This window comes from Streptomyces sp. NPDC005784 (genome assembly GCF_042871525.1).
In the GTDB taxonomy this organism is placed as follows: Bacteria; Actinomycetota; Actinomycetes; order Streptomycetales; family Streptomycetaceae; genus Streptomyces.
The window spans coordinates 95,042-116,873 of sequence record NZ_JBIAIQ010000016.1; the positions used below are offsets into that span (position 1 = coordinate 95,042).

The 21,832-nt window shown below is 72.1% G+C and carries 20 protein-coding genes and 1 pseudogene; 11 read left to right on the forward strand and 10 right to left on the reverse strand.

Annotation, left to right across the window (positions count from 1 at the left end; all coding sequences use genetic code 11):
* Positions 1-98 precede the first annotated feature (98 nt).
* Positions 99-1,148 carry a Zn-dependent alcohol dehydrogenase gene (locus ACFYR3_RS24550; protein ID WP_355847205.1) on the forward strand — a complete coding sequence of 350 codons (1,050 nt, stop codon included), beginning with the start codon at positions 99-101 and terminating at the stop codon, positions 1,146-1,148.
* A gap of 16 nt (positions 1,149-1,164) precedes the next feature.
* On the opposite strand, the gene ACFYR3_RS24555 is transcribed toward ACFYR3_RS24550, so the two are convergent.
* Positions 1,165-2,220 carry a GlxA family transcriptional regulator gene (locus ACFYR3_RS24555; RefSeq protein WP_389284730.1) on the reverse strand — a complete coding sequence of 352 codons (1,056 nt, stop codon included), beginning with the start codon at positions 2,218-2,220 and terminating at the stop codon, positions 1,165-1,167.
* 71 nt (positions 2,221-2,291) lie between these two features.
* Here ACFYR3_RS24555 and ACFYR3_RS24560 point away from each other — a divergent pair, with 71 nt between their 5' ends.
* Positions 2,292-3,626 (forward strand): MFS transporter, encoded by a 1,335-nt coding sequence (locus tag ACFYR3_RS24560; protein ID WP_355847211.1) that lies wholly within the window; start codon positions 2,292-2,294, stop codon positions 3,624-3,626.
* Positions 3,627-3,728: 102 nt separating this feature from the next.
* Here ACFYR3_RS24560 and ACFYR3_RS24565 read toward each other — a convergent pair whose 3' ends face one another.
* Positions 3,729-4,352: a flavin reductase family protein gene (locus ACFYR3_RS24565; protein ID WP_355847214.1), complete on the reverse strand. Its 624-nt coding sequence runs from the start codon at positions 4,350-4,352 to the stop codon at positions 3,729-3,731.
* A gap of 164 nt (positions 4,353-4,516) precedes the next feature.
* Between ACFYR3_RS24565 and ACFYR3_RS24570 the strand changes: the two genes are divergently transcribed.
* On the forward strand, positions 4,517-5,485 hold the full coding sequence (locus ACFYR3_RS24570; protein WP_355847217.1) for a hypothetical protein: 969 nt from the start codon (positions 4,517-4,519) through the stop codon (positions 5,483-5,485).
* A gap of 262 nt (positions 5,486-5,747) precedes the next feature.
* Here the strand turns inward: ACFYR3_RS24570 and ACFYR3_RS24575 are convergent, their stop codons facing one another.
* From ACFYR3_RS24575 to ACFYR3_RS24585, 3 genes are all read right to left on the reverse strand, one after another.
* A complete protein-coding gene (locus tag ACFYR3_RS24575; protein WP_355847220.1) occupies positions 5,748-6,617 on the reverse strand; it encodes an enoyl-CoA hydratase-related protein in 870 nt (289 codons plus the stop codon).
* Positions 6,618-6,960: 343 nt separating this feature from the next.
* Positions 6,961-9,186, reverse strand: a complete 2,226-nt coding sequence (locus ACFYR3_RS24580) for an acetate--CoA ligase family protein (RefSeq protein WP_389284731.1) — start codon at positions 9,184-9,186, stop codon at positions 6,961-6,963.
* 570 nt (positions 9,187-9,756) lie between these two features.
* Complete coding sequence (locus ACFYR3_RS24585; RefSeq protein WP_355847226.1) at positions 9,757-10,968, reverse strand: NAD(P)/FAD-dependent oxidoreductase; 1,212 nt, start codon at positions 10,966-10,968, stop codon at positions 9,757-9,759.
* A 351-nt stretch (positions 10,969-11,319) separates the two neighbouring features.
* On the opposite strand from ACFYR3_RS24585, the gene ACFYR3_RS24590 reads away from it, so the two are divergent.
* The 4 genes and pseudogenes from ACFYR3_RS24590 to ACFYR3_RS24605 all read left to right on the forward strand — a co-directional run bounded on the left by ACFYR3_RS24590 (position 11,320) and on the right by ACFYR3_RS24605 (position 14,007).
* On the forward strand, positions 11,320-11,772 hold the full coding sequence (locus tag ACFYR3_RS24590; protein ID WP_355847229.1) for a DoxX family protein: 453 nt from the start codon (positions 11,320-11,322) through the stop codon (positions 11,770-11,772).
* 161 nt (positions 11,773-11,933) lie between these two features.
* A pseudogene (locus tag ACFYR3_RS24595) lies at positions 11,934-12,323 on the forward strand (Zn-ribbon domain-containing OB-fold protein); the annotation flags it as partial.
* Between the two features lie 135 nt (positions 12,324-12,458).
* Complete coding sequence (locus tag ACFYR3_RS24600; protein ID WP_355847232.1) at positions 12,459-13,064, forward strand: GNAT family N-acetyltransferase; 606 nt, start codon at positions 12,459-12,461, stop codon at positions 13,062-13,064.
* A gap of 64 nt (positions 13,065-13,128) precedes the next feature.
* Positions 13,129-14,007: a GNAT family N-acetyltransferase gene (locus ACFYR3_RS24605; protein WP_389284732.1), complete on the forward strand. Its 879-nt coding sequence runs from the start codon at positions 13,129-13,131 to the stop codon at positions 14,005-14,007.
* 76 nt (positions 14,008-14,083) lie between these two features.
* On the opposite strand, the gene ACFYR3_RS24610 is transcribed toward ACFYR3_RS24605, so the two are convergent.
* From ACFYR3_RS24610 to ACFYR3_RS24620, 3 genes are read right to left on the reverse strand one after another with little or no spacing between them, the layout of a single operon-like run.
* Positions 14,084-14,740 carry a pyridoxal 5'-phosphate synthase gene (locus tag ACFYR3_RS24610; RefSeq protein ID WP_355847238.1) on the reverse strand — a complete coding sequence of 219 codons (657 nt, stop codon included), beginning with the start codon at positions 14,738-14,740 and terminating at the stop codon, positions 14,084-14,086.
* A gap of 11 nt (positions 14,741-14,751) precedes the next feature.
* A complete protein-coding gene (locus ACFYR3_RS24615; protein WP_355847241.1) occupies positions 14,752-15,075 on the reverse strand; it encodes a hypothetical protein in 324 nt (107 codons plus the stop codon).
* A 32-nt stretch (positions 15,076-15,107) separates the two neighbouring features.
* Positions 15,108-15,413 (reverse strand): zinc ribbon domain-containing protein, encoded by a 306-nt coding sequence (locus ACFYR3_RS24620; protein WP_355847244.1) that lies wholly within the window; start codon positions 15,411-15,413, stop codon positions 15,108-15,110.
* Here ACFYR3_RS24620 and ACFYR3_RS24625 point away from each other — a divergent pair.
* Positions 15,300-15,899 carry a hypothetical protein gene (locus tag ACFYR3_RS24625; protein ID WP_389284764.1) on the forward strand — a complete coding sequence of 200 codons (600 nt, stop codon included), beginning with the start codon at positions 15,300-15,302 and terminating at the stop codon, positions 15,897-15,899. The genes ACFYR3_RS24620 and ACFYR3_RS24625 overlap by 114 nt on opposite strands.
* 20 nt (positions 15,900-15,919) lie before the next feature.
* Here ACFYR3_RS24625 and ACFYR3_RS24630 read toward each other — a convergent pair whose 3' ends face one another.
* Positions 15,920-17,110 (reverse strand): acetyl-CoA acetyltransferase, encoded by a 1,191-nt coding sequence (locus tag ACFYR3_RS24630; RefSeq protein ID WP_389284733.1) that lies wholly within the window; start codon positions 17,108-17,110, stop codon positions 15,920-15,922.
* A 196-nt stretch (positions 17,111-17,306) separates the two neighbouring features.
* Between ACFYR3_RS24630 and ACFYR3_RS24635 the strand changes: the two genes are divergently transcribed.
* Positions 17,307-18,494, forward strand: coding sequence for an acyl-CoA dehydrogenase family protein (locus tag ACFYR3_RS24635; RefSeq protein WP_389284734.1), 1,188 nt, complete (start codon positions 17,307-17,309; stop codon positions 18,492-18,494).
* A 191-nt stretch (positions 18,495-18,685) separates the two neighbouring features.
* Positions 18,686-19,270, forward strand: a complete 585-nt coding sequence (locus tag ACFYR3_RS24640; RefSeq protein WP_355847252.1) for a nitroreductase/quinone reductase family protein — start codon at positions 18,686-18,688, stop codon at positions 19,268-19,270.
* 115 nt (positions 19,271-19,385) lie between these two features.
* On the opposite strand, the gene ACFYR3_RS24645 is transcribed toward ACFYR3_RS24640, so the two are convergent.
* The gene (locus ACFYR3_RS24645) at positions 19,386-20,033 is read right to left on the reverse strand and encodes a TetR/AcrR family transcriptional regulator (protein WP_261701778.1); all 648 of its coding nucleotides are present in this window, start codon (positions 20,031-20,033) and stop codon (positions 19,386-19,388) included.
* 672 nt (positions 20,034-20,705) lie between these two features.
* Between ACFYR3_RS24645 and ACFYR3_RS24650 the strand changes: the two genes are divergently transcribed.
* On the forward strand, positions 20,706-21,440 hold the full coding sequence (locus tag ACFYR3_RS24650) for a VOC family protein (RefSeq protein ID WP_355847257.1): 735 nt from the start codon (positions 20,706-20,708) through the stop codon (positions 21,438-21,440).
* Positions 21,441-21,832: the final 392 nt, after the last annotated feature.

Here is a 21,832-nt window from a genome sequence, read left to right on the forward strand (position 1 = left end):
GAACAACTCAGCAACTGCCCAGTACAGCTCAGTTCAGCAACTGCCCGGTACGGCCCAGGAACAGCCCGGGGTGGCCCGGGAAGAGGGGAGCTGGCGCGATGCGAGGCGTGATCTTCGACGGGAAGCGGACCCAGGTCGTGGACGATCTGGAGATACGGGGCCCAGGCCCCGGAGAGGTCCGGGTGGCGATCTCCGCGGCGGGGCTCTGCCACAGCGATCTCTCCGTGGTGGACGGGACCATACCCTTCCCTGTTCCTGTGGTGCTCGGCCATGAGGGCGCCGGCGTGGTGGAGGCCGTGGGCGCGGGTGTCACCCATGTCGAGCCGGGCGACCATGTGGCGCTGTCCACCCTCGCCAACTGCGGTACCTGCGCCGAGTGCGACCGGGGGCGGCCCACAATGTGCCGCAAGGCGATCGGCATGCCGCAGCGGCCGTTCACGCGGTCCGGGGAGCCGCTCTACCAGTTCGCCTCCAACTCGGCCTTCGCGGAACACACGGTGGTGAAGGCCGTGCAGGCGGTCCGGATCCCGAAGGACATCCCGCTGACGTCCGCCGCGCTGATCGGGTGCGGGGTCCTCACGGGCGTCGGAGCGGTCCTGAACCGGGCCCGGGTCGACCGGGGCGACACCGTCCTCGTCATCGGCACGGGCGGCATCGGCCTCAACGTCATCCAGGGCGCGCGGCTCGCGGGCGCCCTGCGGATCGTCGCCGTCGACTCCAATCCGGCCAAGGAGGCCGTGGCCCGCCAGTTCGGCGCGACGCACTTCCTGACCTCGACGGACGGGGTGAAGGACATCCTCCCCACCGGCGCCCAGCATGCCTTCGAATGCGTCGGACGCGTCGAACTCATCCGTCAGGCAGTCGACTTGCTCGACCGGCACGGCCAGGCGATCCTGCTCGGCGTCCCCCCGGCGACGGCCGAGGCGTCCTTCCTCGTCTCCTCGATGTACCTCGACAAGTCCATCCTCGGCTGCCGCTACGGCTCGTCCCGCCCCCAGCGGGACATCGCCCTGTACGCCGAGCTGTACCGCGAAGGCCGGTTGCTCCTCGACGAGTTGGTGACGGCGACGTACCCGGTCGAGGATTTCGACCGGGCGGCCGAGGACGCGCACGCGGGGAAGGTGGCACGGGCTGTGCTGACGTTCTAGGACGGATGCCGGAACGTCACATCCCGGCGGAGGCGCGGGAGTTCCCACCCCCGGCCGCGTCTGCCCCGTGGGCTGAATCGGCCCCGGTTCCCGACCTGAAGGTGCGCCGGTAGGTGGTCGGGGTGACGCCCAGGGTCGCCTGCAGGTGCTGGCGCATCGACTGGGCCGTGCCGAAGCCGGCGTCGCGGGCCACGTGGTCGATGGACAGGTCGCTGGACTCCAGGAGATGGCGGGCGTGTTCGACCCGCTGCTGGGTGAGCCACTGGCCGGGGCTGACGCCGACCTCCTCGCGGAAGCGCCGGGTGAAGGTGCGCACCGACATGGACTCCTGCTCGGCCATGTCGCGCAGCTGGATCGGCTCGTGGAGGCGCCCGAGCGCCCAGGCGCGGGCGGCGGTCGTGCCGGCCGACTGCGCCTCCGGCACGGGGCGCTGGATGTACTGCGCCTGCCCGCCGTCGCGGTGCGGCGGTACGACGGTGCGGCGGGCGACCTCGTTGGCGACGGCGGCGCCGTGGTCGCGTCGTACGAGATGCAGGCACAGGTCGATCCCGGCCGCGACCCCGGCGGAGGTCAGGACGTCGCCGTCGTCGATGAAGAGCACGTCCGCGTCGACCTGGATCTGCGGGAAGAGCTGCTGGAAGTGCTCGGCGTGCATCCAGTGCGTGGTGGCCGGGCGGCCGTCGAGATATCCGGCGGCGGCGAGGACGTAGCTGCCGGTGCAGATGGAGACCAGGCGGGTGCCGGGGCGGATGTGCGCGAGGGCGGCGACCAGCTCGGGGGTCAGGATGCCTTCCTGCTGGACCGGGCCGAGTTCGTACGAGGCCGGGACGACAACGGTGTCCGCGGTGGCCAGCGACTCGGGTCCGTTGGCGACGAGGACGGCGAAGTCGGCGTCCGTCTCCACGGGGCCGGGCGGCCTGACCGAGCAGGTGACGACCTCGTACAGCGACCGCCCGTCGGTGTCCCGCGCCTTGCCGAAGATGCGCTGCGGAATGCCCAGCTCGAAGGGGAGCAGTCCGTCGAGGGCGAGGACGACGACGCGGTGCGGACGGAACGAACCCGAAGTGGCCATGGCCCGATCCTAGCGAACGCTGTCCTTCGGGCCAGTGGTTCGGTCGAGTCCGTTCCCCGATGCTCAATGGCGTGACCCAGACAACCGAAGCCGCCCCGGCCCCCGAGGACTCCCGGCCCACCCGACCCGCGGTCCGTCACCGCGTCCACCGCGCCTGGTTCGTCGCCGCCGTCGCCTTCGTGACGATCATCGGCGCGGCGGCCTTCCGGTCGCTGCCCGGACTGCTGATCGACCCGCTGCACCAGGAGTTCCACTGGTCGCGCGGCACGATCAGCGCGGCGGTCTCGCTCAACCTCGCGCTGTACGGACTCACGGCACCGTTCGCGGCGGCGCTCATGGACCGCTTCGGCATCCGGCGCGTGGTGGCGGTCGCCCTGACCGTGATCGCGGTCGGTTCGGGGTTGACCGTGTGGATGACCGCGGCCTGGCAACTGCTGCTCTGCTGGGGCCTGTTGGTGGGACTGGGCTCCGGTTCGATGGCGCTCGCCTTCGCGGCGACGGTCACCAACCGCTGGTTCACCGAGCGCAAGGGCCTGGTGACGGGCATCCTGACGGCGGCCTCGGCCTCGGGCCAGCTGATCTTCCTGCCGCTGCTGTCCTGGATCGTCACGGAGCACAGCTGGCGGCCGGCTGCGGTGACCGTGTCCCTCGCCGCCCTCGCGGTCGTCCCCTTCGTCTGGCTGCTGCTGCGCGACCACCCGGCCGACGTGGGCGAGAAGCCGTACGGGGCAACGGAGTTCGTGCCGAAGCCCGAGCCGGTGCGGGGCGCCGCCCGGCGTGCGGTGACCGTGCTGCTCTCCGCCGTCCGCACGGGTCCCTTCTGGCTGCTGGCCGGAACGTTCGCGATCTGTGGCGCGTCGACGAACGGTCTGGTCCAGACGCACTTCGTGCCCGCGGCCCACGACCACGGCATGCCCGTCACCGCGGCCGCCTCACTCCTGGCGGTGATCGGTGTCTTCGACGTGGTCGGCACGGTCGCCTCGGGCTGGTTCACCGACCGTTTCGAGCCGCGCCGTCTGCTGGCGGTGTACTACGCCCTGCGCGGCATCTCGCTGCTGTTCCTCCCGATGCTCCTCGCCGCGACCGTGCACCCGCCGATGATCTTTTTCATCGTCTTCTACGGCCTCGACTGGGTCGCCACCGTCCCGCCCACCCTGGCCCTGTGCCGTGAGCGGTACGGCGAGGACAGCGCCATCGTCTTCGGCTGGGTCCTCGCCTCCCACCAGGTCGGCGCCGCCCTCGTCGCCTTCCTCGGCGGTGTCGCCCGCGACACCTTCGGCTCGTACGACGTGGTCTGGTACGCGTCGGGCGCCCTGTGCGCGGCGGCCGCGCTGATGGCCCTGGTCATCCGGCGCCACCGGCCGACGGCCCCACTGGCAGTGACGGTGTCGCCCGCTGCCGCGTGACGGTGTCGCCCGCTGCCGGGTGATGGTGGCGCTCGCTGACCGTGACGGTGGCGCTCGCTGCCGGGTGGCGGGGTTGGTCCGCCGTCTGCCCGGCGTCTCCCGTCAGGTGAGGAACCGGCCCCTGTGGAAGAGCAGCGGCGGCACGTCCTCGTCGGCGTCGCCGCTCGTGCCGAGCGCGTCCACCCGGCCCACCACGATCAGGTGGTCCCCGCCCGTGTGCACCGCGTGGATCGTGCAGTCGATCCAGGCGGCGGTGCCCGCGAGGCGGGGGGAGCCGGAGACCGGAGCGGCGTCGTGGACCACCCCGGCGAACTTGTCCGCGCCGCTCACCGCGAAGCCGCGGCACAAGTCGCCCTGGTGTGCGCCGAGAACGTTGACGCAGAAGACGCCGGCACGGGCGATGCGCGGCCAGGTCGTCGACGTACGGCCGACCATGAAGCAGATCAGCGGAGGGTCCAGGGAGAGCGAGGCGAACGACTGGCAGGCGAAGCCGGCCGGGCCCGCCGGATCCTCGGCGCCGGTGGCCGGGGCCGTCACCACCGTCACGCCCGTCGCGAAGTGCCCCAGGACCCGCCGGAATTGGGCCGGATCGACCGGCGCCCGCTCGTCCTCGCCGACCGCGCGCAGATCAGGGCGCGGCAGCGCCTCGACGGGCCCCGCGACGGTGGGGGCCCCGGCCGACCTGAGGTAGCGGACGGCGGCGGCGGCCATCCCTGCGTGTCCCATCACGCCTCCCATTGAAGCTGACGGCATGTCAGATAGGAAGGGGTTCGCGAGGCCGGGAGCGCGGCAGTGCGACAGGTCGGGGGCGGAGGCCCGGCAAGGGCTGCCCGAGGGGTGGCGGGAACCCCTCGCGGCGAATCGTGTTTCGCCCGCGTATCTTTCGCCCCATGGGGTCGGGAAACTCCGGGTGGCCCACGCGCACCCGGGAGACATGGACCGACGCGGAGGTGAACCTCGTCGCGGCGATCTGCGCGGTGCAGTTCGCCGTCGCCGTCACCGTCCGGTGGGTCGGAACGTTCGGCGACGACGACTACGGCGCGGGGCTGGGCGGCGGATTCGCCGCCGTCGGAGTGCTGTGCCTGCTGGTCTTCGGGCCGCCCCTGCTCGCCGTCCTCGCACTGCTCCACACGGTGACGTTCACGATGCCGGCGGCCACGCTCGCCCGGCTGGTGACCCGGCGCGCGCCCGGCTCCGAGAGCGCTTGGCACCTGGCCCTCGTGCTGGTGCTCGGCACGCTGTGGGCCGCGCTCGCGGTCGCACTCTTCGGCCTGGCGTCCACCGGCACCGCGGCCCTGCTGATCGCGGTGTCCGGTGTCCCGCCCGCGCTGGGTGTCGCCCGGATGCGATGGCGCGAGCGTGTCACCGGACGTCCGCCGGCCGGCCGGCGCATCTGGCTCCGCTCGGCGCTCGCGGCCCTCGGGGGGTGCGGACTGGTCGTCGCGGCGGGCACGGTGGGCCTGGCCACGGGGCTCATCCAGGAGTACGAGCCCCCGAAACTCGGGGCGGACCAGCTCACCGGCGTCTGGCGCGGCGATCACGGGGCCGTGCTGCGGCTGCGCGCCGACGGCCGGGCCGAGCTCACGGCGCTGCCCGCCCAGCCCGAGTTCGAGGACGTGGCCACCAAGGCGTTCACGCGCTGCGACGGCACCGGCAGGTGGTTCCTCGACACCGGCGGCCGCTACGACCCGTATGCCGACGGGCCCACTTCTGAGCGGCGGGACGGTGTGGTCGTCGGCGTCGGCGACTGCGGCCACGACACGTACTGGACGATCGGCGGCACCGCGGTCCACCCGGAACTGTTCGTCCTCTTCGGCGACCCCGATTCGGGCGACCTGCGCATACTGAAACGGACCTGAACGGGCAGGCTCTGCTCCAGCGCGGGCCCCCTGCCTCCGTACGGGCCGACCCTGTTTCAGTGCGTGCCGACCCTGCCCCAGTGCGGGCCGACCCTGTTTCAGTGCGGGTCACCCCTGCCTCCGTACGGGCCGACCCTGCTTCCAGTGCGGGTCGCCCCTGCCTCCGTGCAGCCGGTGCTCCCTTCGCACCGTCGGGCATTCTTCGGTCGGTCGGGCTCGTTCTTAGCGCGGTCGGGCCTTGGTGCTGCCCGGCCGCGTCCGCTCAGCGGCCCTCGTAGCGGGGGCTCCGCCGTTCCACGAAGCTCGCCACACCCTCGTTGGCGTCCACCGTCGTCATGTTGATCTCCTGCGCCGCCGCCTCCGCCGCGAAGGCGCTGCCGCGGTCGGTGTCGAGGGAGGCGTTGACCAGCTGTTTGGTGAGGGCGAGGGCTCGGGTGGGCCCGGCGGCAAGTCGCTCGGACCACTCGCGCGCCGTCTTCTCCAACGCCTCCGGCGGTACGACCCTGTTGACGAGCCCGATCCGCTCGGCGTCCGCGGCGCTCAGCGCGTCGCCGAAGAACATCAGCTCCTTGGCCCGCTGCGGGCCGACAAGCCGGGTCAGGAGGTAGGCCCCGCCACCGTCCGGCACGAGACCGCGGCGCACGAACACCTCGATGAACCGGGCCGGTTCGGCCGCCAGGACGAGGTCGCACGCGAAGGCGAGGTGCGCGCCGATCCCGGCCGCCGTGCCGTTGACCGCCGCGATCACCGGTTTCTCGCAGTCGAGGACGGCGGCGATCAGTCGCTGTGCGCCCAGCCGGATGGTGCGGGCGACATCTCCGGGCACTCGCTCCCCGGCGGGCGGACCGCCCCGCAGATCCGCTCCCGCGCAGAACCCGCGGCCTGTCGCCGTGATCACCACGGCCCGCACGCCGGTGTCGGCGGACGCAGCCGCGAGCAGCTCGATCACGCGTTCCCGCTGGTCCCAGGTGAGCGCGTTCATAGCTTCGGGCCGGTCGAGGGTGATCCACGAGACCGCGTTGTCAGTGGCGTGACGTATCAATGAGTCGAGGGACTTTTCGACTGTTTCATGAGATTTATCTGATTCGTGAGATTCGGGAGCTTCACGGGACGCACGGGGGGAGTCGGTCATGAGGATGCTCCGTTTCGTACGGGGGTTGCGAGCGGGTCTGCCAAGCCGTGCGCACGGCTTGGTCGGGGCGTGGCGGCGGGCCAGTGCGTACTGGCGGGCTGGTACGCGTGGACGGGCCGGTGAGTGTCGCTGGGCCGGTGTGCGCGACCGTCCCGGAGCCGGAGCCGGAGCCGGAGCCGGAGCCGGAGCCGGTCCCGGTCCTGGAGCTCGTCCCGGTCCCGGTCATCGCCTCGGAGCCGGTCCTGGTCCTGGTTCCCGTGCCGGAGTCGGAGCCGGTCCCAGCGACTGTCCGGGAGCCGGTCCCGGCCACCGCCCCGGAGCCGGAGCGCGTGACTGCGTCGGATCAGCGGCACATCACCAGTGCGTCCAGGGCCACTGCCCCCTGTCCGCGGGGCAGCACCATCAGCGGATTGATGTCCAGCTCCGAGATCTCGTCCCCGAGTTCGAGCGCCATGCGCTGGACCCGGATCACGACCTCGACCAGCGCGTCCACGTCCACCGGCGGAGCCCCGCGCACCCCGTCGAGGAGCGCCCGCCCCCGCAGCTCGGACAGCATGGCCCGCGCCTGGTCGTCGCCGAACGGCGGCACGCGTACGGCGGTGTCGCGCAGCACCTCGACGAGGACCCCGCCGAGCCCGACGGTCACGGTCGGCCCGAAGAGCTGGTCGTGCGTGACGCCGACGACCATCTCGACGCCCCGCTCGACCATCTGGCAGACGAGGACGCCGTCGAGGGAGATGCCCTCGTAGCGGGCGATGTCGGTCAGCTCGCGATAGGCGTCGCGGACCTGGCTGGCGGAGGTCAACCCGATCTTGACCAGGCCGAGTTCGGTCTTGTGGGCGATCTGGGCGCCGGAGGCCTTCATGACCACCGGGTAGCCGACCTGGCTCGCCGCCCGCACGGCCGCCGCCGCGCTGGTCACCAGCTGCTCGCGCGGTACGCGAATCCCGTACGCCCGCAGCAGCTGCTTGGCCGCGTGCTCGCTCAGCTGCTGACCCGGGCGCATCAGGGCCTGTGCCTTGCGGAAGGAGGGCGACGGGGTGCGCGGGGCCTCGTCGAAGGGCGAGCGGTAGGCGGCGGTGAACCGCGCGTGGTCGAGGTGGGCGCGGACGGCGGTGATGCAGTTGGCGAACGTACGGAAGGTGGCGACCCGGGACGACCCGAGCAGCGTCTCGCGGTAGGCGGTCTCGGTACCGACCGGCGATCCCCACACCACGCACACCAGCTTGTCCGTCTGTTCCGCCGAGTCCACCAGGTCCTGCGCCAGCTTGTCGCTCATGGGCGGGAAGGGCCCGGTGATCGGGCAGATCAGCACGCCGACGGCGGGGTCGGCGAGGATCGCGTCGATGATCTTCCGGCCGCGCCAGTCGCCGACCGGGTGGCCGCCGTTGTCGACCGGGTTGGCGACGTTCAGGTAGTCGGGTATCCAGGTGTGCAGCTCGGCCTGTTTGGCGTCCGAGAGAACCGGCAGGTCCAGCCCCGCCCCGCTCGCCAGGTCCGCGAAGTGCGCGCCCGTGCCGCCCGAGATCGAATAGACGACGACCCCGTCGGCGTGTGGCGCGCGGGCCCGCGCCAGCAGGGCCGCGGTGTCCTGGAGTTCGTCGAGTCCGTCGACGCGGATCACGCCGAACTGCCGCATCGCCGCGTCCACCACCGTGTCGGCGCCGGTCAGCTTGCCGGTGTGCGACGCGGCGGTGCGGGCGCCGGTCTCGGTGCGGCCGACCTTGACCGCGACGACGGGCACTCCGCGCCGGGCGGCGCGGTCGGCGGCGAGCAGGAAGGAGCGGCCGTCCTTGAGCCCCTCGACGTAGCAGGCGATGGCGCCGACCTCGGGCCGTTCGGAGAAGTAGGAGATGAAGTCCGCGGTCTCCAGGTCGGCCTCGTTGCCGGTGGGCGCCCAGTGGGAGAGGCGGACGCCCAGCTGCTGCATCGCGAACACCGGCCGTCCCTGGTGGCCGGACTGGGTGATGAGGGCGACCGCGGGGCCGGTGAGGTCGTCGCGGAAGTTCTCGAAGGCGTTGAGGTTGGTATTGGGCCCGAGCAGCCGCAGACCGGAGCCGCGCACGGCGGTGGCGAGCCGGGTCTGCGCGGCGGCGCCCTCGGCCCCGGTCTCGGCGAATCCGGACGCGAAGGCGACCGCGAACTTGACCTTGGCCCCGGCCAGTTCCTCGATCATCGGAAGGGGGTCGCCGACGAGGAGCACGGCCAGATCCACCTGCTCCGGCAGGTCGGCGACGGAAGGGAGACACGGCAGGCCGAAGACGGACCGGCGGGTGGGATGCACCGGGTGCAGCCGGGCGCCGACCCGCTCGGCCCAGCCGATCAGCTGCCGGGTGATCCCGGTGTTCGGCCGCCCCTCGGCATCCGAGGCACCGATCACGGCCACGGACTCGGGACGGAAGAAGCGGTCCAGATCGGGCACGGCGGCGTACAGCGGGCGACCGCTGACGTCCACGTCGTCGACCTCGGCCGGCCGCCCGTGCACGACCGGCGAGGGCTGCTCGCCGCAGGCGATGACCCGGGCCCGGCGGGAGTCGGTGGTGAGGGTGCCGTGGGTTGATCCAAGCATCGGTCCGCCCGCTCCTGTGTGACAGCCAACTGTTAACTGACGCAGTGTCAGATTACTTAACTGACGCCGTGTCAGGAACCGTTGTGCAGGCAAAGGCTGTGGAGGTGGAACGGGAGAGCACCGGACGCGGGGCGCGCGAGCATGCGCGGCGGGCTCCAGCTATGTACCCGCCACGCGCCGCCGGGGAACCCGACGCCGTGCGGTGTCCGCGTCCGGCGCGGGCGCGGGCATGCCGGGAAGGGCATGCGGGAGATGGCGTGCGGGAAAGGGCGCGCCTGGGCGTTGTCGGTGGGTGCGCTGGCGGAGTGGCCGGTGCGCCAGTGGGGTGCTTGGCGTGCCGGCCGGGCGGTGGGCTCCTGCTGCGTACCCGTCACGCGCCGCCGGGGGAACCGGATGCCGTGCGGTGTCCGCGTCCGGCGCGGGCGCGCCAGTCGGGCATTGGGGTCAGGGGGTGGTGGGCGCGCCAGCCGGGCGGCGGGCTCCTGCTGCGTAACCGTCACGCGCCGCCGGGGGAACCCCGCGCCGTGCGGTGTCCGATTCCGGCGCGGGCGTGTCAGGCGGGTGGTGGGGTCAGCTGGTGGTGGTCGGTGTGGCCTCGGTCTTGGAGGTGTGCCGGGCGACCGCCTTCGCGATCTTCTCGGCGTCGAGGGCGAGTTCGCGGAACATGCCGCTGATGGGGTTGGTGAAGCCGGTGAAGTACACGCCGGGCGCGTTCTTCGGGGTGTGTCCGCCGTGCGCGACCGGGTGCCCGCGACCGTCGAGCACGTCGAGGTGTCCGACCATGCCTTCCAGGGCTCGCAGGTATCCCGTCGCGGCGATCACCACGTCCGGGTCGATCCGGCTCCCGTCGGCGAGGACGGCCTTGCCGTCCTCGAAGCCCTCCACCGCGGCCACGATCTCGACCTTCCCCTTGCGGACGGCGTCGATGAGGCCGACGTCCTGGACGGGGATGGCGCCGTCGTTGACGCGGGAGTAGAGCCCGGTGCCGGGGCGGGGCAGACCCTGCGCAGCCAGGTCGGGCACGCTCAGCTTCGCCATAGGCCCGGCCAGCCCGTCCACGAGGCGCACCGGCAGTCGCCGTACGAGGATGCCCGTGAACTGCGCGGCCCAGCCGGCCGTCGAGCGGCGCACGATGTGCGGGGCGGTGCGCACGGACAGCCGTACGCGCGAGGCGCCGCCCTCGACCAGGTCCACGGCGATCTCGGCGCCGGTGTTGCCGACGCCGACGACGAGGACGTCACGGCCCGCGTAGGGGGCGGGGTTGCGGTACTCGCCGGCGTGCAGCAGCGTGCCGGTGTACGTGTCGCGGCCGGACCAGTCGGGGACACGCGGGGTGTGGTTGTAGCCGGTCGCGACGACCACCGCACTGCCGGTCAGCTCACGGCCGCCGGTGGCGTGCAGCAGCCAGCCGTCGCCGCCCGGGGCGGGCTCGATGCGCGAGACCTCGACGCCCGTGACGATCTCCAGCGCGTGCTTCTCGGCGTACTTCTCCAGATAGCGCACCACGTTGTCGCGCGACACCCACCGCCCGAACGAGCGCGGCATCGGCAGCCCCGGCAGCGCGGACAGCCGCCGGGTGGTGTGCAGGTGAAGCCGGTCGTAGTGGCCGCGCCAGGACGCGCCGACCTGGTCCGACTTCTCCAGCACGACAGCTCGTACGCCCCGGGCGCGCAGCGCGTACGCCGCCGCGAGCCCCCCGGGGCCGCCCCCGATCACGTACACGGGGCGGTCCTCGTGGGACGGCACCGTGCGGGGGGTCGTGGAAGCAGTCGAGTCGGCCATAGCGCGAGCGTAATCACGACTTTGCTTGATAGGTCTCGGTCAAGACCGGAATCGGTTGCGAACTGGTCACGACTGTGGGAGAGGTGGGTGCGACTGGTGGCGTAGATCACTTCAGTGTGGCGATGGTGTGCGAAAAGTGCGTTGTCGCCGCAGGTGGGCGCCGGGGCGTACGCCTTTTGCGGGAGCGGGGGATCGGCTCCGCGCGCCCCCTGTGAAGGTTGAAGCGGAAGGGTGTCGGCGGAGTGCCGATGGCGTACTCCTTGCCGACGGGTGCCGGCCTCTTGCGCGGGCGCCCCGGGGAGTCGAAACTGACGTTCCGTCAGATTCGGCGGCTCTGCGGGAGGTTCGGCCATGGACACGATCTGGCTCGGCGGGGCGGAATGGCTGGCCGTGCTCCGTATCGGGCTCGGGCTGTGGTGGCTGGAGAGCTGGCGGCACAAGGACAAGAAGGGCTGGTTCGAGCGCGGGACCGGGATCGCGTGGGCGGCGGATGTCGCGTCCAAGCACCGGTGGAACGCCGTGCGGTCCGGTTTCGACGTGGTTGTCGCACCGCGCCCGCGGACGATGGCGTACGTCGTCGTGTACGCGGAGTTGGCCCTCGGCCTCGGACTGGTGGCCGGACTGCTGACACCCGTCGCCCTGGTCGCGGGCCTGCTCCTCAACGTCCTCTACTTCACGCTCATGATCCACGACTGGGCGGAACAGGGACAGAACGCGATGATGGCGCTGGTCTCGGCCGTCGGCCTGTTCGCGATGTCCTGGCAGACGTGGTCCCTGGACAACGTCCTGGGGCTCTTCCAGTGAGCGGGACCGTGCGGGGCGGGGGAGCGGCGGGCCCGGCGCGTTCCGCGAATGCGACTGGTTCCGCGGGCGCGACTGGTTCCGAGGGTGCCACCGGTTCCGTGAGTGCTACCGGTTCCGTGGGAGCGGTGGGCTCCGCGGGTGTGACCGGTTCCGTGGGAGCGGTGGGTGCCGGCGGCGGGTTCGACGTGCCCGAGGTGGATGCCTTCACTCGGCCGTACTGGGACGCGGCGGCCGAGGGACGGCTGTTGATCAGGCACTGCGCGGCCTGCGACCGTGTTCACCACTACCCCCGGGAGTTCTGTCCGCACTGCTGGAGCGAGGACGTGAGCTGGCGTCCCGCGACCGGACGCGCCGCGCTCTACACCTGGTCCGTCGTGCACCGCAACGACCTGCCGCCGTTCGGCGGGCGCGTGCCGTACGTCGCAGCCGTCGTCGACCTGGCGGAGGGACCCCGGATGATGACCGAGGTGGTCGAGTGCGAGGAGGCGGCGCTGCGGATCGGGATGAACCTGGAGGTGGCGTTCCGGGCGGGCGTCCCTGTGTTCCGGCCGGACCCGCATCACGCGCTGGAGACGGACCGAGTCCTGTGCGGAGACCGACCGGAAGCCGCGCTGCCGCGGGGTTCTTCCGGGAGCCCGGTCCGTGGTGGGAGTGACCTGTGGGCCTGAACGGGTTTGAATGGCTGGATGTCCAACATCCATGAACAGTTCGCCGTCCATCCCTTTCCCGAGCTGGCGGGCCTCGGCCTGCGGCTGCGCCCCTGGGACCCGGAGTCCGACGCCGATGTCTCGGCATATCTGCACGGGCTGGCCGATCCCGAGTTACAGCGCTGGAACACCCCGCTCAGGTTCGTCCGGGACATCGACTCCGCCCGTGAGGCGCTCGGGAGACGCGTCGCCGCCGCGACGAACGGCACCGGGGTCTCCTTCTGCGTCACCGACGCCGAGACCGGCGAGACACTGGGCCACATCGGCGTCAACGAGATCGACCACGTCATGGGCTGCGCCCGCATCGGCTACTGGGTCCTCCCCGAGTCCCGCGGCCGCCGGGTCGCCACCCGCGCCCTCACCCTCGCGGTCGGCTACGCCTTCGTCGACCTCGCCCTGCAACGCCTCGAACTCGGCCACGCCGTGGGCCACGAGGTGTCCTGTCGTGTCGCCGAACGCTGTGGCTTCCGGTACGAGGGGACGCTGCGCGGCGCGATGTTCGAGGCGGGCCGCCATGACGCGTTTCGTGACGTTCACCTGCACGGACGGCTGTCGACCGATCCGGAACCCCCGCCGGTCCGCTAGGGACGAAGCCGGCGCCCGCCGAAAATCGGAGGCACAGTTCGGTGGCCGCACGGGATCATCGGACATGACCTCCTCCGTGACGTACGACTGGCAGCTCACGCGTGACCTCGACGCCTTTCTCGGCCGGGCCGGAGACTTTCTCCGGTCGCGGCCCGCGCAGCACACCGTCGCGCTGACCGTGACGGACCGGCTGCGAAGGCGGGGGACGGGTGAGTTCGGAGAGAGCGCGCCGTTCTTCGGAGCCCTGGAGCGGGACGGGGCGGTCACGGCGGCCTTCTTCCGTACGCCGCCGTACCGGCTGAACCTCACACCGCTCGACGAGCGGGGCGCGGACACGCTCGCCGCGCTGCTCGCGGACGCGGAGATCGAGGTGCCCGGTGTCTCCGCCGACACGGAGACCGCGGCGGCCTTCGCGGCGGCCTGGCAGCGGCGGACCGGAGGGACGGCCGCGCTGCTGCGGAGCGAGCGGTTGTACCGGCTCGGCGACCTGGCGGTGCCCGAGCCCGCGCCGCCCGGCCGGGCCAGGGTCGCGGGCGAGACCGACCGGGACCTGCTCGCCCGCTGGTACACGGAGTTCGCCGAGGCCATCGGTGAAGGCGGGCTCCGCACCGGCGACGCCTGGGCCGAGGACCGGATCTCCTACGGCGGCATCACCCTCTGGGAGACCCCGGACGGCACCCCCGTCGCCATGGCGGGCGCGACACCCCCGATCGCCGGACAGCTCCGCGTCGCTCCCGTCTACACCCCGGCCCACCTGCGCGGCCGGGGGTACGCCGGCGCCGTCACCGCCGAGGTGAGCCGCGCCGCGGTCGCCGCTGGCCTCCAGGAGGTGCTCCTCTTCACCGACCTCGCCAATCCGACCAGCAACGGCCTGTACCAGCGCATCGGCTACCGCCCCGTCTCGGACTTCGCGACGTACGACTTCACGTACGACGGCGAGTAGGACCGCGAGCCGGACGGCACCCCGGGCGTAGTCCAGGGCGAGGAGCAGGCCGTCGCGTCCGTGGCCACCGCCGGTGTCACGGCCACAGCAGTTCGGTGGACCAGCCGGTCTCCGTGCGGCGGTAGACGAGCCGGGCGTGGCGTCGGCGGGCGTCGCCCTGGAAGAACTCCACCTCGTCCGGGCGGAGGCGGTAGAGGGTCCAGGTGGGGGCGGGGGAGTGCGGGGCGTTTTCGGCCCGCTCCCAGGCCAGTTCCGACGCCCGGTCCAACTCCGCCAGGGAGGGCAGGACTTCGCTCTGGTGGCCCACCAGCGCGGCGGCCAGCGCCCCCGTGGACCGGGCGTGCAGGTCCGCCTGGCTCTCCGCGGGCGGCGCGACCGCGACCGGGCCGCGTACCCGGATCTGACGGCCCTGGACGGGCCAGTAGAAGTCGAGCGCCGCGTACGGACGGGCGGCGAGCTGGCGTCCCTTGCGGCTGGTGGCATGGCTGGCGAAGGCCCACCCGTCCGCGTCCGCACCGTGCAGCATCACGATCCGGACGTCAGGCAGGCCGTGCTCGTCCGCCGTCGCCAGCGACATCGTGTGCGGCTCGGACTGCCCCGCCGCCACGGCCTGCGTGAACCACTCCGTGAACAGCGCCAGTGGTTGGGCGGGCGCGGCCGCCGGGTCGAAGGAGGGCAGCTCGGCGTCCCACACCCGCAGCGACCTCAGCACCTCGTGAAGATCCGTTCCCATGCCCCCGAGTATCACTCGGGGATCGGGCAGAGCTGGGCCATCAGCACCCCGTGCAGCAGTTCCGCGTCGACGAACTCGCCGGCCTCCGGGGCGCCGCTGCCCCAGCCGAGCGGGTACGTGTTGCCGTCCGGCGCGGGGACCCCGATGTACTCGTCCTGCCCCGAGCGTCCGAAGCGCCGGGCGCCCGGCGGCCAGTCGTGCTCCGCGCTCTCCCCGGGCGCCAGCAGGAAGTACGTCCACCGGCGGCCGCTCGTCTCCCGTACGACGGGTCCGGGGTGTCCGTCGGTCAGTACGGCGAGGTGGTGCAGCACGGCTTCCCCGCGTACGCCGCACACGCGGACGGCATCGAATTGACATCCTCCCCCTCTTAAAAGAGGGGGATTCCAACCCAGAGGGGTTGAGGTTCACGGGCGCTCGGACGGCCGGTGGCCGTTGTCGCCCCTCCGGCACCGGCTGAGCGCCGGGGGCGGGGGATCCCGCCCTGTCCTGCCGCGACGTTGACTGCTGCGTTCTCATCGGCGTTGCAGGTGAAGCCGCAGGAGGAACAGACGAACTCGGCTTGGCTCTTGCGCGAGTTCTTGTCGATCCAGCCGCAGGCGCTGCACCGCAGGGAGGTGTACCGCTGGACTCGGGGCCCGGCCAGTACAGCGCGGTGCTGCCGGGCGGTGACCACGGCGACGGCCCGGCCCTGAAGGCCGAGGTCGAGGCCGCACGCGACACGGACGGCACCTTCGCCGAGGGGAGAGCCGTCACCGACGTACGCCTGGACATCCACGCCGACTACGAGGTCTTCGGCGTCGAACTGCACGGCAGTCCCGGTACGAAGCGTTCGCTGCGGCTGAAGGTCCGCAACAACGGGCCCGGCAACCCCGGCTCCGGCACGAGACTGGTGTTCACTACGCCGTCCGGTGCCGTGCTGAAGGAGCCCATGGAGGTGGCCGACGAAGATTCCTACGAACCGCACTGCGACTCCGGCGACGGGACGTACAACTGCCGGCTGGACGAGCTGGGCCCGGGTGAGAGCCGCGACTTCGAGTTCACCCTGCGCCTCGACGGACCGGGGGAGGGCAGCGTGACCCTCCAGGACGCCTCGCCGTCGACCAGCCGCCGCGACGTGAACCTCGGCAACGACACGGCCGCCGTCACCGTCCTGCCCTGACCGGCCGGCCGGTCAGGGCTCTACCGTCCCAGCACAACCGTCCCCGACGAGCAGAACCAGCCCCCCGTCCCGGACGCCACCGCCAGCTCGGGCAGCGTGCCGTCCGGGCGCCGTACCTGCCGCCTCTCCGGCACCTCGCCCCGCAGCTGCCGTACGGCCTCCACGAGCAGGAACAGGCCGCGCATTCCAGGGTGTTGGGCCGACAGCCCGCCCCCGTCGGTGTTCACCGGCAGTTCCCCGTCCACGAGCAGCCGCCCCTTCGCGGCGTCCACGAAGGCTCCGCCCTCGCCCTTGGCGCAGAAGCCGAGGTCCTCCAGGGTCACGAGGGTCATGTAGGTGAAGGCGTCGTAGATCTCGGCGAAGTCGATCTCGGCCGGGCGGATTCCGGCGCGTTCGAAGGCGAGCCGACCGCTCACCGCCGCCGGGGAGACGGTGAAGTCCGCCCACTCGGACATGGTGGTGTGGGAGACGTGTTCGCCGGTGCCGAGCACCCACACCGGGACCGTACGGCAGTCGCGCACGTACTTCTCGGCGGCCAGCAGCACCGCCGCGCCGCCGTCGGAGCGGATGCAGCAGTGCAGCTTGGTGAAGGGGTCAGCGATCAGCGGCCCCGACAGGACGTCGTCGACGGTGACCGGGGCGCGGAACATCGCCTCCGGGTTGTGGGCCGCGTTCGCGCGGGCCTGGACGGCGACCGAGGCGAGTTGTTCGAGCGTGGTGCCGTACGTGTGCATGTGGCGGCGCGCGGCCATCGCGTACTTGGCGATGAGCGTGTGGCCGTACGGGACCTCGAACTGGAGCGGGCCCCGGGCGCCGAACGACAGGTTGCCGGTGCGGCGGCCCGCCCTGATGTCGGCGCGGGCGGTGGAGCCGTAGACGAGCAGGACGGCGTCGGCGTGGCCCGCCGCGATGGCGTCGGCCGCGTGGGCCGCCATGACCTCCCAGGTGGACCCGCCGACGGAGGTCGAGTCGACCCACGTGGGCCGCAGCCCCAAGTATTCGGCCACTTCGGCGGGTGCGAGCGTGCCGAGCCCCGCCGACGCGAAGCCGTCGATCACCGAACGGTCCAGGCCGGAGTCGGCCAGCGCGCGGCGCGCGGCCTGGGCGTGCAGCGCGTACGGGGTCGCCTCGTCCACGCGGCCGCAGTCGGACAGGGATATGCCGACGACGGCGACCTTTCGACGGCTGTGGCCCGGGGTGGCATGAGTCATGGATCTGACGGTACATCAGATAACTTGCCCGCCGGGAGGTGGCCGCACCCCTGTGCATCTGGAACCTCCCGCCCTAACATGACGGCCCGTCAGATCCGGGGGTCCGCCGCCTGGCTGTCTCGCTGTCCAGGTGCCTTGCCGCCCGGCTGCCCCGCTGTCCCGCCGTCTTGCTGCCCGACGAGGGAGGAGCCCGCCCATGGATGCCCATCTCACCGCGGAGCAGGAGGAAATCCGCCGTACGCTGCGGGAGTTGCTGGTGAAGCGGTGCGGCTCGGAGGAGCTGAGGGCCGCCGAGCAGACCCCCGGCGGCTACGACCCGGCACTCTGGGAAGCCCTCGCGCAGCAGCTCGGGCTGCCCGGACTCGCCCTCCCCGAGACGTACGGCGGTGTCGGTTGCTCGATGACCGAACTCGCCCTCGCCTGCGAGGAGTCGGGCCGCGCTCTCGCCCCCTCTCCGCTGCTGTCCACCGCCGTCCTCGCCACCCCGCTGATCCTGGCCCTCGGCACCGGGGCCCAGCATGCCGCCCTGCTGCCGCCGCTGGCCTCGGGCGCGCTGACCGCCGCCCTCGCGGTACCCGGCGCGGGCCTCGCCACCGCCCTCGGGCTGGTCGGCGACAACCACGGCGACTGGGCCGGCGGCGGACGCGCCGGGGGCGTCCAGGCACGCCGGGCAGAGGGCGCGTGGCGGCTCTACGGGCAGGCGGCGCAGGTGCTGGACGGGCACAGCGCCGGGTTGCTGGTGGTCGCCGCGCACACCGGCGGGTTCGCGCGGTCGCGCACGCTGCTGTTCCTGGTGAGGGCCGGCGCCGACGGGTTCGTACGCGCCCGGCAGACGTCCTTGGACGCGACACGGCCACAGGCCCGACTCGAACTGCGGGATGTGGAAGCCGAGTTGCTGGGCGACGAACAGGCCGACGTGCCCGCCGCGCTGGCCGCCGTCGGGGACACCGCCGCCGCCGTCCTCGCCGTGGAGGCCGTGGGCGCCGCCGACCGCGCGCTGGAACGGACCGTCGAATACGTGCGCCGGCGTGAGCAGTTCGGGCGGGCGATCGGCTCCTTCCAGGCGGTCAAGCACCGGCTCGCGGACGTGTACGTGGGCGTGCAGGCAGCGCGCTCGGCGGCGTACTACGCGGCGTGGGCCACCGGAACGGGCGGCGAGCGCGTGGGCGGGCTCGCGCTGGCCCAGGCGCTGGAGTCACTGCGCACCGCCGCCTCCGAGGGCATCCAACTGCACGGTGGCATCGGCTTCACGTGGGAGCACGACGCCCATCTCTACTTCAAGCGCGCGTCCGGCGACGAACTGCTCTTCGGCCCCGTGCACCGGCTGCGCGCCCACGCCGCCGACGTCGCGCGTCTCTTCGACGGCGGAAAGGTGACGGTCTGATGGCGGCGGCGAGGCGTTCGCGAACGGGGAGTGGTGCAGGGAGCGGTGCGGGGACCGGTGCAGGAAGCGGTGGTGCGGGGAGCGGTACGGGATCCGGCGCCGGTGGGAGGGCGGGTACGGGGACCGGGGCGAGAAGGATGCCCGGTGTTCGGCTGGTGCAGCGGGTGTCCTCCACCCGGACCTTCGCCAGAGTGGCTCCTCACCTCATCCCGGCCCTCGACCGTGCCGTGCACCGGCTCACGCGCGGCAAGGTGCTGCTCAGCGCGCAGATGCTGCCGGGGGTCGTCCTCACCGTACGCGGCGCCAAGAGCGGCCTGGAGCGCCGCACCCCGCTGGCCTGCATGCCGGAGGGTGATGCGCCGGACGCCGGCTCGGTTGCGGCGGCGGGGGTGGCGACGGACGCCGACTCGGGTGAAGCGGCGGGTGCGGTGTCGGGTGCCGACGCGGGTGAGGCCGCGGGCGCCGGCTCGGGTGCGGCGGCGGGGGCCGGCTGGATCCTCGTCGGGTCCAACTTCGGCCGTACGGACCACCCCGCCTGGACCGCGAACCTGCTCGCCCATCCCGACGCGGTCATCAATTGGAAGGGCGAGGACATTCCCGTGACCGCCCGACTCCTCACGGGTGAGGAACGGGCCGCGGTCTGGAGGACGGCGCTGGCGTTCTGGCCGCCGTACGCCACGTATCAGGCCCGGGTGGACCGGGAGATACGGCTCTTCAGAATCGTGCGCCGCCCGGTGCCCGGCGATACCGCGGAAGGCGAGGTCCGGTCCGGCTGAACGAACGGTCCGGCCGCTCGCCCGGACAGCGCAGCGGGCGGCGGTCCACCGGAATGTTCCTCCGGAATGAACTGCCGCCCGCATGACAGGAGCTGGGGCGTTCGGATGCGGGAATCTACTTCGTCGGCTTCTTCCCGGTCACGCCCAGATACACCAACAGCGCGAGATTCGGCTTGAGTTCGGCCTGCTTGACGCCCCAGCTCTGGAACCCCTTCTGGTGCGAGGCGACCGCCGCGAGCATGGCGACGAGGGAACCGGCCATCGCGGCCGGGTTCACGTCCTTGTCGACCTTGCCCTTGGCCTGGAGGTCGGTGACCGAGTCCGTGAGGGAGTTGTTCACGGAGTTCAGGATCTTCATGCGGATCTTGTAGAACCGCTTGTCGCCTTCGGCGGCACCGAGATCGACGACTCGAAGGATCGCGTCGTTCTTCCGCCAGAACTCCAGGAAGCCGTCGACGAGTTCCTGCGCGGTCTGCCAACCGGCTTTGCCGACCCAGGAACGCCCTTCGAGCAACTGGGTCAACCCCGCTCCCTCGGCGGCCATTTGCTCGGCAATCTCCAGGACGGCGCCTTCGACGTCCGGGAAGTACTGGTAGAAGGTCGCCGGTGAAGTGCCCGCCTTCCGGGCGACGTCAATGACTTTGACATCCCGGTAGGGCGAGGAGCTGAGCATCTCGCTGAGGCAGTCGAGCAGCTTCTGCCGGGTCGCCTGCCCACGCCGTCCGGCCACGCGGCCGTCGACGGTACGCACTTGTCCTGTCATGCCGTCAGCTTACCGAGGGGTGATCGGAGCGCGATTCGGCCGACTGCAAATGGGGTGCGGCCGTACATCGCGGGGGTTCAGCGGGGGTTCAACGGGGGGTTCACCAGGGCTTCCGAGAGGTTCTCCGGCATCCCCGGAGGCGGCACGCGAACCCCCGGCAACGGTTCGCGCGTTCCGGTGCGGATACCCAGGGACGGTCGGGACCTTCTCGTACGGACACCCCGGGGCGCGGTGCACAGGTTCTCGTACGGTCGCCCCCGGCGTGATGTGCAAGCTCCCGCGCGGACAGCCAGAGGCGGTGCGCAAGCTCCCGTGCGGACACCCCGGCGTGATGCGCGAGCTCTCGTACGGTCGCCCCCGGCGTGATGCTCCGAGCTCCCGTGCGGACACCCCGGCGTGATGTGCAAGCTCCCGCTCGGTCGCCCCCCGGCGTGAGGCGCAAGCTCCCCTGCGGGTGCCCCGGGGAAAGGCCGCTCGCCTTCCCGAGCGGCCTCTCAGGAAAGGCCGCTCGTGTCCCGTCCGGCCCCCCGGGAAAGGCCGCTCGCGTTCCCGCCCGGCTTCCCCGGAAATGGCGCGCACGTTCCCCTGCGGGCCCCCTGAGCAGGGGCGGGGCGTCACCGGAGCAGGTGCGCATGCTCTGCGGGATGCGGAAAGGGCCGTTAGCTTGGCCGCATGGCCGAATCCGCCGTTGTCGCCGAGTTCTCCGAGGGTGTGCCCTGCTGGATCGACGCACAGCTCCCCGACGTCGAGGCGGGCAAGCGCTTCTACGGTGAGCTCTTCGGCTGGACGTTCCCCGAGGAGTCCGGCCCGGCGGGCTGGGCGGAGCTGGACGGTGAGCCCGTCGCGGCGCTCACGCCCAAGCGGGACGGCCGGATGCCCACCGTGTGGACGGTGTACTTCGCGACGCCGGACGCCGCGGCGCTCACCCGGCGGATCACGGAGGCGGGCGGCCAGATCATCACCGCGCCCACGGAGGCCGGAGCGGCGGGCGAGCTGGGCACGGCCGCCCTCGCCACCGACCCGGAGGGCGCCGTCTTCGGTCTGTGGCAGCCCGGCTCCCACGCGGGCTTCGCCAAGCGCCACGAGCGGCGCACGTTCTGCTGGGCGGAGTTGTACGCGCGCGACACCGCGACCGTCGACCGTTTCTACGGCGCCCTGTTCCACGACGCGCTGTTCGGGCCCGACGCGACCCCCGATTTCGGCCGCGTCCCCGTATCGAGCGTCTTTCCGGCCGAGATGCCTCCCCACTTCCTCGTCCATTTCGGAGTCGAGGACTGCGAGGAGACACTCGGGACGGTGAACCGGCTCGGCGGCCGTGTCCAGGTGACACCCTTCGACACGTCGTACGGGCGACTGTCCGTCGTCACGGACAACCAGGGTGCGTCGTTCGCGGTACTTGAACGGTGAACGTGCTTCGACCAGCCGTGACGCCCCGCGATGCCTCCTCAGTGGTGACGATGCTTCAACGTTGAAGTTGCTTGGACGACCGCTTCGACGACATGGGCCGAAACGCTTCTGCGGTGAGGGGCACGGCAATTCGAAGTGAGGGACGGCACTTCTGGGCGTGCGGGGCGGGGTACTTCTGGGGTGAGGGGCGCATTTCGGGCCCTGAACCGTCGCGCCCCGGCGGCCGTACTTCTGTCGGGGCGGTTGGTTTGTCACGAGACACCCCGATCCGCCCCCTGGTTCGCAACCGGCGGCTCGGCCAGGAAGAATCGGGGTGCGTGCCGCCATGGCGGTGCGGTGGTGAGACGCTGCACTGGGCCGCGTTCATACGTGGATGACGCGACCCGTACGGG

What these genes read in the sequence shown, in the direction of transcription:
- ACFYR3_RS24550 (WP_355847205.1), top strand. Translation starts at nt 99, where the DNA reads ATGCGAGGCGTGATCTTCGACGGGAAGCGGACCCAGGTCGTGGACGAT.
- ACFYR3_RS24555 (WP_389284730.1), bottom strand. Translation starts at nt 2,220, where the DNA reads ATGGCCACTTCGGGTTCGTTCCGTCCGCACCGCGTCGTCGTCCTCGCC.
- ACFYR3_RS24565 (WP_355847214.1), bottom strand. Translation starts at nt 4,352, where the DNA reads ATGGGACACGCAGGGATGGCCGCCGCCGCCGTCCGCTACCTCAGGTCG.
- ACFYR3_RS24570 (WP_355847217.1), top strand. Translation starts at nt 4,517, where the DNA reads ATGGGGTCGGGAAACTCCGGGTGGCCCACGCGCACCCGGGAGACATGG.
- ACFYR3_RS24575 (WP_355847220.1), bottom strand. Translation starts at nt 6,617, where the DNA reads ATGACCGACTCCCCCCGTGCGTCCCGTGAAGCTCCCGAATCTCACGAA.
- ACFYR3_RS24580 (WP_389284731.1), bottom strand. Translation starts at nt 9,186, where the DNA reads ATGCTTGGATCAACCCACGGCACCCTCACCACCGACTCCCGCCGGGCC.
- ACFYR3_RS24585 (WP_355847226.1), bottom strand. Translation starts at nt 10,968, where the DNA reads ATGGCCGACTCGACTGCTTCCACGACCCCCCGCACGGTGCCGTCCCAC.
- ACFYR3_RS24590 (WP_355847229.1), top strand. Translation starts at nt 11,320, where the DNA reads ATGGACACGATCTGGCTCGGCGGGGCGGAATGGCTGGCCGTGCTCCGT.
- ACFYR3_RS24600 (WP_355847232.1), top strand. Translation starts at nt 12,459, where the DNA reads ATGTCCAACATCCATGAACAGTTCGCCGTCCATCCCTTTCCCGAGCTG.
- ACFYR3_RS24605 (WP_389284732.1), top strand. Translation starts at nt 13,129, where the DNA reads ATGACCTCCTCCGTGACGTACGACTGGCAGCTCACGCGTGACCTCGAC.
- ACFYR3_RS24610 (WP_355847238.1), bottom strand. Translation starts at nt 14,740, where the DNA reads ATGGGAACGGATCTTCACGAGGTGCTGAGGTCGCTGCGGGTGTGGGAC.
- ACFYR3_RS24630 (WP_389284733.1), bottom strand. Translation starts at nt 17,110, where the DNA reads ATGACTCATGCCACCCCGGGCCACAGCCGTCGAAAGGTCGCCGTCGTC.
- ACFYR3_RS24635 (WP_389284734.1), top strand. Translation starts at nt 17,307, where the DNA reads ATGGATGCCCATCTCACCGCGGAGCAGGAGGAAATCCGCCGTACGCTG.
- ACFYR3_RS24645 (WP_261701778.1), bottom strand. Translation starts at nt 20,033, where the DNA reads ATGACAGGACAAGTGCGTACCGTCGACGGCCGCGTGGCCGGACGGCGT.
- ACFYR3_RS24650 (WP_355847257.1), top strand. Translation starts at nt 20,706, where the DNA reads ATGGCCGAATCCGCCGTTGTCGCCGAGTTCTCCGAGGGTGTGCCCTGC.